The sequence below is a fragment of the Clostridium thermobutyricum DSM 4928 genome (assembly GCF_002050515.1).
GTDB classification, from domain to species: Bacteria; Bacillota; Clostridia; order Clostridiales; family Clostridiaceae; genus Clostridium; species Clostridium thermobutyricum.
Genome location: NZ_LTAY01000062.1, coordinates 1 through 12,510 on the forward strand (window position 1 = coordinate 1; position 12,510 = coordinate 12,510).

Genomic DNA, 12,510 nt, shown 5'->3' on the forward strand with positions numbered 1-12,510 from the left:
TAATTAATTTGTATATATAATCAATAAAAAAATAAATTTTTATTTTGTATAATCTCTATAATATGGTTAGAGAGTTTCTACCAAGAGCCGTAAATTCTTGATTACAAAGATAGTAGGTGAGTTTGTCCTATTGTCTTTGTAATTAAGAATTTTTTTTATACAAAAATAAGGAGGAATAAATATGGATTTTAAAAAATTACCTAAAGTAGAATTACATTGTCATTTAGATGGAAGTATAAGAGTTAGTACTGCAATTGAATTAATAAAAAAAGAAAATTTAGAAATTGAAAGCTTAAATTATGATTTTATAAAGAAAAAACTAGTAGTTGAAGATGAATGTAATTCATTAGATGAATATTTAGAAAAATTTGATTTACCATTAAAATTAATGCAATCAGAAGAAAATTTAGAAAGAATAGCATATGAATTAATAGAAGATTCATTTAAGGAAAATATTAAATATATAGAGATAAGATTTGCTCCTTTATTACACTTAGAAAAAGGATTAGAAATTGATTTAATAATTGAAAGTGTTTTAAGGGGAATGAAAAAGGGAGAAAAAGAATTTGGAGTAAAAAGTGGTTTAATATTATGTATTCTTAGACATATGCCTAAAGATAGAGCTAAAGAAGTTATAGAGATTGGTAAGAGATATATAAAAGATGGAGTAGTTGCAATAGATTTAGCTGGCTCTGAATTAGAAGGATTTGTGAAAGAATATAAAGATATATTTGAAAAAGTAGAGCAATATGGTTATAAAGTAACTATACATGCAGGGGAAACTGGATTTAGTAATAATGTTATAGATGCTATAAATATTTTAGGAGCTAAAAGAATTGGTCATGGAATAGCAATATTAAAAGATAGAGAAGCTTTTAATCTAGTAAAAGATAAAAATATAGTTCTTGAAATGTGTCCTAAAAGCAATGTTCAAACTAAAGCAATAGAGAAATATGAACATCATCCAATAAAAAAATTTTTAAATGAAGAAATAAAAGCAACTTTATGTACAGATAATAATACTGTATCAAATGTATCTTTAAGTGAAGAATGGGAATCAACGAATAAAATACAAGGATTAGATTTAGAGGATTTTAAAAGAATTTATATAAATGGAGTTTATGGAGCGTTTTGTTCAGAAGAAGTAAAAAAGGAACTTTTAAAAGAAGTAGAAAATTTTAAATAAAAAATGTCTTTCTTAAATAATAACTATTATTATTTAATAAAGTGTGATATAATTGATATATATTAAGGAGGGACATTTATGAAAAATATAAAGTTACAAGAATTAAATATTGAAAATATAAGAGAAATAATATTATTTAATGCAAATGAAATGCAAAAAGAAATAAATGAGGCTCAAAAAATAGATATAATTAATAATTTAAAAGAATTATTAGATACTATAAAAGAAATGCAATATAATAATTGCAGTGTAGAATTATTTGAAGAATTAGTTGATGAAGAGTTAATAATAGATTTACTTATAAAAAATGATAAATTAGATTTAGAAACTGCAAAAGAAATATGTGATAATAGAGAAGAATATTTAAAAGGTACACATACTTGTAGTAAGCTTATAGATGATATTATAGGAAACTTATAAAAAAAACCTACTTTAATTTAATTATTAAAGTAGGTTTTTTATTTAACTATTTAAAATAACACTTAAATCATCAATTAATGTTTTAAGCTCAATTGCATTTCTAGGAATAAGTAGTCTAGATTTAGTTTTATCTTTATAAATACTATTATTTCCTTTAGTAACTTCTTTCTCATCTATTTTATCAAAATATTTTATAACTTTACCTTTATGAGGTTCAGCATTAGAGTGTATTTCAATTTCATGATGAGTAGCATTTTTATCATTTTTATTGTGTACTTTTATAAAATCATGTACATTTTTCATAAGTATCACCTCAATAATATTTTAATAAATTAAAAAACTATTATTAAACTTTATATATCCATCCTTCTGGAGCTTTTACATCACCAAATTGAATTCCTATTAAAGTTTCATATAATTTTTTGGTTATAGGACCAACTTCAGTTTCACTATAAAATACATGAAGTTTTTCTCCCATTTGTATTCCGCCAATTGGAGTTATTACAGCTGCAGTTCCACAAGCTCCTGCTTCAGAAAATCTATCTAAATCATTTATAAATACATCTTCCTCAGAAACTTCCATATCAAAATAATCTCTTGCTATTTCTAAAAGAGAATATTTTGTTATAGATGGTAAAATAGAAGGTGATAAAGGTGTAATAAATTTATTAGCTTTAGTTATACCAAAGAAATTTGCAGAACCAACTTCTTCTATTTTAGTATGTGTAGCAGGATCTAAGAATATTGCATCAGCAAATCCATTTGCTTTAGCTTTCTTTTGAGCAATTAAACTTCCAGCATAATTACCTCCTACTTTAGCAGCACCAGTTCCGTTAGGAGCAGCTCTATCATAATCAGAAACTAGGAAATTTACTGGCTTCATTCCACCTTTAAAATAAGGTCCAACAGGAATACAAAAAACAGAAAAAATAAATTTACTTGCAGGTTTTAATCCTATATTATCTCCAACGCCTATTAAAAAAGGTCTAAGATAAAGTGTTGCACCAGTTCCATATGGTGGAACAAATTTCTCATTTGCTTTTATAACTTGTACACAAGCATCTATAAATTTTTCAACTGGTATATGAGGCATTAAAAGCCTATCACAGCTTTGATTCATTCTTTCAGCATTTTTATTTGGTCTGAAAAGTTGAATTGAACCATCTTTAGTTCTATAAGCCTTTAATCCCTCAAAACATTGTTGTCCATAATGAAGGGCTGGAGCACCTTCTTCTATTGAAAGAATATTGTCTGTAACAAGTTTACCATTATCCCATTCTCCATTTTCCCAAATTGAGATATAGCGATAATCTGTTTTAATATAATTAAAACCTAAATTATTCCAATCAATATTTAAATTATTCATAAAAAAACTCCTCTCTATATGATTGTTATTTTCTATTATAATACAAAAAAAACTTTTATTAAATATAAAGTTATTTTTATGTATAATAAGTTAAAATTATGTATTGTTGTATAATATATAGAAAATTATAAAGGAAAATATGTCATTTTCTTGTCTTTAGACAATTGAAATAAATCTAAGTTAGATTTATTGATTATGCTTTTGAAGACTTTATGAAAAATTATAAAGTCTAAATTTATAAATATTTTAATATTCAAGACATAAAGTTTTATCTAATTAAAAAAAATAGAAGATTAAATTCTATTTTTTTATTAGAAACAAACTCAAACTAATAAAAATAAGACTCTACTATAGAGTCTTATTTTATGTTAGAATTTAATATGATATAAAAATAAATTAGAATGAAAAACGGCAAAAAATGAAGTTAATTAAATAAAAAAGTTATAAAGTCGTTAAACATAATGATTAAATAGATTCTAAATAAGGAGTGATTACATTGGCCTTAACCCCAATGATGAGACAATATTTTGAAATAAAAGATAGGTATAAAGATTGTATAGTCTTTTTTAGACTAGGAGATTTTTATGAAATGTTTTTTGACGATGCTAAAACAGCTTCAAGAGAATTAGAATTAGTTTTAACAGGAAGAGATTGTGGTTTAGAAGAAAGAGCACCTATGTGCGGAATACCATTTCATGCTTCTGCTAACTATATTCAAAGATTAGTTTATAAAGGATATAAAGTTGCTATATGTGAGCAAGTAGAAGATGTAAATGCATCAAAAGGAATAGTTAAGAGAGATGTTATAAAGGTTATTACACCTGGAACATATGTAGAGAATAATGGTGTTGAAAATGGAAATACATATTTATCAACTATTTATGAAGAGGATGACAACATAGCTATAGCAACTACAGATATAAGTACTGGAGAATTTAAAGTAACTTCATTTAAATCATTAAAAACAACTTTATTAGATGAAATTACAAAAATAAATCCAAAAGAAATTGTAATAGATATAAATCTAAATGAAAAATTAGAAAATGAATTATCCTCAGTAACAGGAGCTTTTTTAACAAAAAAAGATTTAAGAGAATTTTTATGTACAAGAGAAGAATTAATAGCTCAATTTAGTGAAGTTGAAGTATCAAATTTAAGTATAGCAGCCGAAAAAGCTACGAGAATATTACTTAAATATGTTTACGAGACTCAAAAGATGAGCTTATTAAATATAAACTATTTAGAACAATATGACATAATAAATTTTATGACTATAGATGGTAATTCAAGAAGAAATTTAGAATTAACTGAAAATATAAGAGAAAAAAGCAAAAAAGGTTCTCTTCTTTGGGTTATGGATAAAACATCAACTTCAATGGGGGCAAGAGTTCTTAGAAAATGGATAGATGAACCTCTTATATCTAGAGAAGAAATATTAAAAAGGTTAACAGGGGTAGAAGAGTTATTTAATGATTTTTCATTTAATGAAGATTTAAGAAGTTTATTAAAAGATATATATGATATAGAAAGAATTGTTGGAAAAGTTGCTAATGGAAATGTAAATGGAAAAGATATGATATCATTAAAAAATTCATTATCAAAATTACCTGCAATAAAAAGTTTGTTATCATCTTCAACATCTAATCTTTTAAAAGAATATTATGAAAATTTAGATGTATTAGAAGATATTAAAACTATACTTGAAGAAAGTATAAAAGAAGACCCTTCTCTTAGCATAAAAGAAGGGGATATTATAAAAGATGGATACTCAAACGAAGTAGATGAACTTAGAGTTGCCAAATCACATGGTAAGGAGTGGATTGCATCTTTAGAAAATTCTGAAAGAGAAATTACAGGAATTAAATCACTAAAAGTAGGTTATAATAAAGTATTTGGATATTATATAGAAATAAGAAAAGCAAATTATTCTTCTATTCCGGAAGGAAGATATATAAGAAAGCAAACTCTTGCAAATGCTGAAAGATATATTACTAGCGAATTAAAAGAAATGGAAGATAAAATTTTAGGAGCAGAAGAAAAACTTATAAAATTAGAATATGAAATATTCTTAGAAATAAGAAAGGCTGTCGAAAAAGAAATTCCAAGATTAAAAGCATCAGCTAGAATAGTTGGAGAATTAGATTCTATATCTACATTATCCAAAATAGCAGTTGAAAATGATTATGTAAAGCCAGAGATAAATGAAAGTGGAATAATTGAAATAGAAGAAGGAAGACATCCAGTAGTAGAAAAAGTTATTGGTAGAGGAGAATTTGTATCTAACAATACTTTATTAAATAAAAATGATAATAGACTTCTTCTTATTACAGGTCCTAATATGGCTGGAAAATCAACATATATGAGACAGGTAGCATTAATAACTTTAATGGCGCAAATGGGGTCATTTGTACCAGCAAAAAGTGCAAATATATCAGTATGTGATAAAATATTTACTAGAATAGGTGCATCTGATGATTTAGCAGGTGGAAAGTCAACTTTTATGGTAGAAATGTGGGAAGTTTCCAATATATTAAAGAATGCTACTCCTAAAAGCTTAGTTCTATTAGATGAGGTAGGACGTGGAACATCAACATATGATGGACTAAGTATTGCCTGGTCTGTTATAGAGCATATTTCTAATACAGAAAGCTTAAAATGCAATACTTTATTTGCTACTCACTATCATGAGCTTACTAAATTAGAAGGTGAAATTGAGGGTGTTAAAAATTACTCTGTAGCAGTAAGTGAAGTTGATGACAATATAATTTTCTTAAGAAAAATAGTAGAAGGTGGAGCAGACCAATCTTATGGGGTTGAGGTTGCAAAACTTGCTGGAATACCAAAATCAGTTATAGATAGAGCTAAAGAAATATTAGCAGATTTAGAAGGTACAGATAAAGGTGTTATACAAGGAATAGAAAAAGGTGAAGTCTCTAAAGTTGTAGAATGTATTGAAGAAATATCTATAGAAAAAGAGGATTTTGTAAATAAGATTTCTAATATTGATATTTTAAATTTAAACCCAATGGAAGCTATGAATAAGCTTTATCAAATAGTAAGTGAAGCAAAATCTTTAAAATAAATTTGAGTATCTACTAAAGTTTTCTTTAGTAGATACTTTTAAATTTAATATTAGGAGGTGAAAATTTTATGAGAATTAATATATTAGATAATGATACAGCAAATAAAATTGCAGCAGGAGAAGTTGTTGAAAAACCATCTTCTGTAGTAAAAGAATTAATCGAAAATAGTATTGATGCAAATGCAAAAAATATTACAGTTGAAATAGAAGAAGGTGGTACTTCTCTTATAAGAATAATAGATGATGGAGTAGGTATACATAGTGAAGATATAGAAAAAGCATTTTTGCCTCATGCAACAAGTAAGATAAAAGATGCTAATGATATATTTTCTATAATGACTTTAGGATTTAGGGGAGAGGCACTTCCATCTATAGCAGCTGTTTCAAAAGTAAATTTAAAAACTAGACAAATTTCAAGTGAATTTGGAGAAGAGATATCAATAGAAGGCGGAAAAATAATAAATAAACAAACTTGTGGAATGAATTTTGGAACAATAATAGAAGTAAGAGATTTATTTTTTAATGTTCCTGCTAGAAAAAAGTTTTTAAAGTCTAATACTAGAGAAGGATCTATAATTGGAGATATAATAAATAGATTAGCTTTAGCTAATCCAGATATCAGTTTTAAATTTTATAATAATGGAAAAAAAGTTGTCCAAACTTTTGGACGCGGAGAAATAAAAGATGTTATAAGAGCTATTTATGGTAAAAATATTAGTGATAATATAATATTTTTTGAAGGTAGTAGAGAAGAGATTTCTGTATATGGATATGTTGGAAGAGAAGAAATAGCAAGAGGGTCTAGAAATAATCAAAGTATTTTTATAAATGGAAGATATATAAAAAATAAAACTCTCACAGTTGCTGTAGAAAATGCTTTTAAATCTTTTTCAACAGTAAATAAATTTCCTTTTTTTGTTCTTTTTATAGAAGTTTTCCCTGAATTTGTTGATGTTAATATTCATCCAACAAAAGCAGAAGTAAAATTTAGAGATGAAAGATTTTTATTTAAAATAATATTCGATTCAGTTCATAGTGCTTTAAAAAATGATGTTTTTGATTCTTTTAAAATACCTGAAGAAGAATTAGAAGATAAGCTAAAAGAAAAGGAAGAAGTTATAAGTTTTAAATTAGAAGATAATGAAAAAGTAAGTTTTAATTCTTTTGCAAAAAATATAAAATTAAATTCAATAGATGAAAATAATATATTAGATTCAGAAAAGGAAAGAGGACTTTTAAATTCATATTTAAAAAATCAAATAAATAAAGATACAGAAGAACTTGAGAAATTAAAAAAACGTATAATGGAGAATCCAATTGAAAAGAAAGAAATACCTAAAAAAGTAGAGTATGTTAATTATGGATCAAATTCTGAAAATAGTAATCTAGATTATAATGTTATTTTTGAAAAAGAAATAAAAAATGAAGATTCTAACTTTTCAGAGGTAAATTATATAAATGAAAATAAACAAGAAGAGAGAATAGCTAAATTTCCTCCTCTTAGAATTATAGGTCAATTTAATAAGACATATATTTTAGGTGAATTCAATCAAACTTTATATCTTATAGATCAACATGCTGCACATGAAAAAATATTATTTGAAAAGTATTTAAAAGATATAAAGAACGGAAGTATAGTAGTTCAACCTCTTTTAGTGCCGTCTTTATTAGAATTAACTACTGATGATTTAGCTTACTATGAGGAAAATAAATATATTTTTGAGGAAGCTGGATTTTTAGCAGAGCATTTTGGAGGAAATACAATATCATTAAAAGAAGTTCCTTATTTTTTAGGTAAAGTAGATTCTAAATCACTTTTCTTAAGTATATTAGATAATATAAAAAATTTAGGAAGTGGAAAGAGAGAAGAGGTAAAATATAATAAAATAGCCACTATGGCATGTAAATCTGCTGTAAAAGGAAATGATAGTTTAAGTGAAATTGAAATGGTAAAATTAATAGAAGAATTAAGATTTATAGATGATCCATTCCATTGTCCACATGGACGACCAACTATAATTAAATTTACAAATACAGATTTAGATAAAAAATTTAGAAGAATCGTTTAAAGGTGATATTATGAAAGATAAAATTTTAGTGCTTGGAGGGCCAACTGCTGTTGGAAAAACAGATTTATCAATTAAGTTAGCTAAAAAGCTTAATGGTGAAATTATTTCAGCAGATTCAATGCAAATATATAAAAAAATGGATATAGGTTCTGCTAAAGTAACTGTCGAAGAAATGGATGGAGTAGTTCATCATATGATAGATATAGTTGAACCTGAAAAAGAATTTACTGTATCAGATTATAAAAAATTAGGAGATAAGATAATAAAAAATATATTATCAAGAAATAAACTTCCTATAATAGTTGGTGGAACAGGTTTATATATAAATGCTTTAACATGTAATATGGATTTTACAGAAGGTAGCTCAGATGTTAAATATAGAGAGAAATTAAATAGTATTGCGAAAGAAAAAGGAAATGAATATGTACATAATCTTTTAAGAGAAGTAGATGAAAAAAGTGCAGAAAATATTCATATGAATAATTTAAAAAGAGTAATAAGAGCATTAGAAGTATATCATATTACAGGAAAACCATTTAGTTCTTTTGATTTAGGTGAAAAAATGTATGATTCAGAATATGATATTAATTATTATGTTTTAACTATAAATAGAGAAAAATTATATGATAGAATAAATAAAAGAGTAGACATAATGATTGATAAAGGACTTATAGATGAATGCAAATATTTAAGAAGCATTGGATTGACTGATAAAAATCAATCTATGCAAGGAATTGGATATAAAGAAATTTTATTATATTTAGAAGGTAAAATATCATTAGATGAAAGTATAGAAATGATAAAAAAAGGTTCTAGAAATTATGCTAAAAGACAATTAACTTGGTTTAGAAGAGATAAAAGAGTAAAATTCCTAGATAAGGATATACTATCAGAAGAAGATATACTAACTAAAATTATTAATGACATTATGTAATTAGAGTTGTATAATTAAATTAACAAAATACTAGAAAAAGTTTGTTTATTTAACAAATTAATTGGTATATGGAGGTATTTGTATGAACAAAGTGCAAAACAACTTACAAGACATATTTTTAAATGGAGCGAGAAAAAATAGAATACCTGTTGAGGTATACATATCTAATGGTTACAAATTAAAAGGTTTTGTAAAAGGTTTTGATAATTTTACTGTTGTTTTAGATTGTGATGGAAAAGAAATGTTAGTTTATAAACATGCAATTACGACTATTACACCAGGAATACCAATCTTATTTACAAAAAATGATTAAAATCACTGTAAATAGGCATAAAATTTATGCCTATTTATTTTGTCATAAATAAAGGAGGCAATTATGCTACAACAAACAGAAAAGTTATTAATAGAGAAATATGGAATTGGAGAAAAGGCTTTTAATTTATATAAACAAGCTTTAAAAGATGTTGAAGAAAGCTTTAAAGAATTAGATTTAATAAGAGAATATAATCAATTTAAAGTTTTAGCAGCATTCCAAGCTGAGAGAATTAGTGATTCTCATTTTACTAATACAACTGGATATGGTTATGATGATATGGGAAGAGATTCATTAGATAAAGTTTATGCTAGAATATTTAATACTGAAGCTGCTATTGTAAGACCACATTTCGTAAATGGTACACATGCTATAGGAACAGCTCTTTTTGGAAATTTAAGACCTAATGATACACTTCTTACTATAACAGGATTACCATATGATACTTTACATGGCGTTATAGGATTAAGTAATAAAGATAAAAATATGGGAACTTTAATAGATTATGGAGTAAAATATAGACAAGTTAATCTTATTGATGATAAGTTTATAGATTTAAAAGAAGTAGAAAAAGTATTACTAGAAGATAAATCAATAAAAGTTGTTCATATACAAAGAAGTACTGGATATAGTACTAGATATTCATTAATGATAGAACAAATAGAAGAGGCAATTTCTGTTATAAAAAAAGTTAGAAATGATGTGGTAGTATTTGTAGATAACTGCTATGGAGAATTTGTAGATATTAAAGAGCCAACAGATTGTGGTGCTGATATTATGGCAGGATCATTAATAAAAAACATTGGAGGAGGAATTTCACCTACTGGAGGATATATAGTAGGTAGAGCTGACTTAGTTGAAAATGCTTCTTATAGATTAACTGTTCCGGGGATTGGTGGAGAATGTGGATCAACATTTGGAGTAATGAGAACTCTTTTCCAAGGTCTATTTTTAGCACCTCACACAACTATAGAGGCGGTTAAAGGAGCTATATTCTGTGCTAGAGTTATGGAACTTGCAGGATATAAAGCTAAACCTTCATCAACTGAAAAAAGAACGGATATTGTTCAAACTATAACTTTTGGAAAAGAAGAACCACTTTGTGAGTTTATAAGAGGAATTCAAGAAGGAGCACCAATTGATTCATATGTAAGCTGTGAAAAAGCTCCTATGCCAGGATATGAAGATGAAGTAATAATGGCAGCAGGATCATTTATTCAAGGTGCAACTATGGAGCTTTCTGCAGATGCTCCAATAAGAGAACCATATATAGCATATATACAAGGTGGATTAACATTTGACCATGCTAAAATAGGAGCTTTAATTGCATTAAATAAAGTTCTAAATAGCTAATTTTATAAGATTTTTTATCTATAAAATATAAATTATTACTAAAAAAGCTCTCATATTTTAATTTTCATGAGAGCTTTTTTATATTAAGAAAAAAATTATATAATATACTTTTTAAGATAAAGTTTAATATTTTCAATTAAATAATTATGTAAATTATTAAGTGAATTAAGTTCGTTAGAAGTTTCTATATTTAATGCTATCTTTTCACACTTTTCTAATATGTCTAAGTAAATATTAAAATCTATACTATCTAGTTTTTTTTGTATATCTAATTTGAATTTATAATCCTCTTCTTCCAATTGTAATGATATAGTTTTTATTATATATATGAATTCTTCTAAAGTAAAAATAGCTAATCCCTCCAATAATAATTTATTATTTAAATAATAGAATAGTTTATTTAATTATTATAACATTATAGATAGCATAACATTGTGTGTTATATATTAATAATGTTAATATATAGTGTTAAAAATAATATTAAAGTTTATTTATAAAAATAATTTGTTTATATAGAAAAAGACTTTTTCAAATTGAAAAAGTCTTTTTTACACTTATAAACCAGATTCTTTAAATAATCTTTCAGTATGCATACTTATCTTATGGATAAACATTATAGTTAATCCAAGAAGTAAAAATACTACTAAGAATATTGATAGTATTAAAATATCTTTATGAACCATAGTCCAATCTGGCCCACCAATTGCTTGCCTAAAACCATCTATTGCGTAAGTGAAAGGCCATATAAACTGTAACTTTTGGAAAAATACAGGATTAACTTGAATAGGATATATTGCTCCTGATCCAGCTACTTGTATAACCATGATAACTAAAGCTGTAGCTTTACCTATATTACCTGTTAAAGATACAAGGGTAAATATTATTGCTGTAAACACTACTGCTGAAAATAGTGCAAAGAACATGAGTAATCCAAAATCAAATGGTTTAATTCCTATCACTAAAACATCTCCAATAGTAACAATTGCTGCTTGAACTAAATTGATAGTAAGGAAAAGTAGCATTTTTCCAAAATGAATTTGAAGTAATCTTCTTTTAGTTCCATCTTCTTCTTCTTCATCATTAGTAGTTAATAATGATGTACATAATAGAGCTCCAACCCAAATAGATAATACTGTATAGAAAGGAGCTAAACCTACCCCGAATATTGACATTCCATATAATTCTTCAACATGAATATTTATAGGTGCAGATAAGAAGGAAGCAATATTATTTGGATTTTTCTCTAAAAGATTTATTATCTTATCTAAATCATTACCATTAAGGCTTGATGTTTTATCTTTTAGTGATTCTAAAGTAGTTTTTAAATTATTTAATTTACTACTTAACTCTTTTGTTTTACCAACTGTAAGATTTCCAGCTGAGATTCCTATATTTTCTATAGACTTTAATTCTGGAATCATAGATTCTGTTGCATTTAATATGCTTGTTACATTAGATAAGCTACTATTTAAATTATTTGATATTCCATCTATAGAATTCATACCAATACTATTAAAGTTATTATCAAAGTTGTTTATTTGATTAGTAATGTCATTAGATGTATTTTTTACACTATCTAATTGAGAATTTATTTTTTCAGCTGTATCATTATTGACTATTGCTGTTTTTAAATTATTTAAAACAGTATTTTCATTCTTAATTATTAGAAGTAATTTATTTAAGTATTGAGATAAGTTATTTAAATTTCCTGTTGGATCTAAATTACTTAAATTATCTAATAAATTTTTACTATTATAAACTAAGGTATATAGCTTATTATTATCATT

At 25.6% G+C, this 12,510-nt stretch carries 11 protein-coding genes and 1 riboswitch; of the genes, 7 read left to right on the forward strand and 4 right to left on the reverse strand.

All coding sequences use genetic code 11. The features are described 5' to 3' along the window. Positions 1 to 24 precede the first annotated feature (24 nt). A riboswitch (purine riboswitch) is annotated at positions 25 to 124 on the forward strand. Positions 125 to 181: 57 nt separating this feature from the next. Beyond that, a complete protein-coding gene (gene add, locus CLTHE_RS11975; RefSeq protein ID WP_080023655.1) occupies positions 182 to 1,186 on the forward strand; it encodes an adenosine deaminase in 1,005 nt (334 codons plus the stop codon). A 78-nt stretch (positions 1,187 to 1,264) separates the two neighbouring features. Further along, the gene (locus CLTHE_RS11980) at positions 1,265 to 1,606 is read left to right on the forward strand and encodes a hypothetical protein (protein WP_080023658.1); all 342 of its coding nucleotides are present in this window, start codon (positions 1,265 to 1,267) and stop codon (positions 1,604 to 1,606) included. 42 nt (positions 1,607 to 1,648) lie between these two features. Here the strand turns inward: CLTHE_RS11980 and CLTHE_RS11985 are convergent, their stop codons facing one another. Both CLTHE_RS11985 and CLTHE_RS11990 read right to left on the reverse strand, forming a co-directional pair. Next, positions 1,649 to 1,909, reverse strand: coding sequence for a hypothetical protein (locus tag CLTHE_RS11985; RefSeq protein ID WP_080023660.1), 261 nt, complete (start codon positions 1,907 to 1,909; stop codon positions 1,649 to 1,651). Positions 1,910 to 1,952: 43 nt separating this feature from the next. Beyond that, entirely contained in the window at positions 1,953 to 2,972 is a 1,020-nt protein-coding gene (locus tag CLTHE_RS11990) for a branched-chain amino acid aminotransferase (RefSeq protein WP_080023663.1), read from the reverse strand. Positions 2,973 to 3,468: 496 nt separating this feature from the next. Here CLTHE_RS11990 and mutS point away from each other — a divergent pair, with 496 nt between their 5' ends. The 5 genes from mutS to CLTHE_RS12015 all read left to right on the forward strand — a co-directional run bounded on the left by mutS (position 3,469) and on the right by CLTHE_RS12015 (position 10,723). Next, positions 3,469 to 6,054, forward strand: a complete 2,586-nt coding sequence (mutS, locus tag CLTHE_RS11995; protein WP_080023666.1) for a DNA mismatch repair protein MutS — start codon at positions 3,469 to 3,471, stop codon at positions 6,052 to 6,054. A 68-nt stretch (positions 6,055 to 6,122) separates the two neighbouring features. Next, the gene (mutL, locus tag CLTHE_RS12000; RefSeq protein ID WP_080023668.1) at positions 6,123 to 8,123 is read left to right on the forward strand and encodes a DNA mismatch repair endonuclease MutL; all 2,001 of its coding nucleotides are present in this window, start codon (positions 6,123 to 6,125) and stop codon (positions 8,121 to 8,123) included. Between the two features lie 10 nt (positions 8,124 to 8,133). Further along, on the forward strand, positions 8,134 to 9,057 hold the full coding sequence (gene miaA, locus CLTHE_RS12005; protein WP_080023671.1) for a tRNA (adenosine(37)-N6)-dimethylallyltransferase MiaA: 924 nt from the start codon (positions 8,134 to 8,136) through the stop codon (positions 9,055 to 9,057). A gap of 82 nt (positions 9,058 to 9,139) precedes the next feature. Then, a complete protein-coding gene (gene hfq / locus CLTHE_RS12010) occupies positions 9,140 to 9,370 on the forward strand; it encodes an RNA chaperone Hfq (RefSeq protein ID WP_002597819.1) in 231 nt (76 codons plus the stop codon). 63 nt (positions 9,371 to 9,433) lie between these two features. Beyond that, positions 9,434 to 10,723, forward strand: a complete 1,290-nt coding sequence (locus tag CLTHE_RS12015) for a methionine gamma-lyase family protein (protein WP_080023673.1) — start codon at positions 9,434 to 9,436, stop codon at positions 10,721 to 10,723. A 95-nt stretch (positions 10,724 to 10,818) separates the two neighbouring features. Here CLTHE_RS12015 and CLTHE_RS16760 read toward each other — a convergent pair whose 3' ends face one another. Further along, complete coding sequence (locus CLTHE_RS16760; protein WP_080023676.1) at positions 10,819 to 11,088, reverse strand: hypothetical protein; 270 nt, start codon at positions 11,086 to 11,088, stop codon at positions 10,819 to 10,821. 189 nt (positions 11,089 to 11,277) lie between these two features. After that, positions 11,278 to 12,510, reverse strand: a 1,233-nt coding sequence (locus CLTHE_RS12025; protein ID WP_143324076.1) for a YhgE/Pip family protein, incomplete at its 5' end; no start/stop codon positions are given.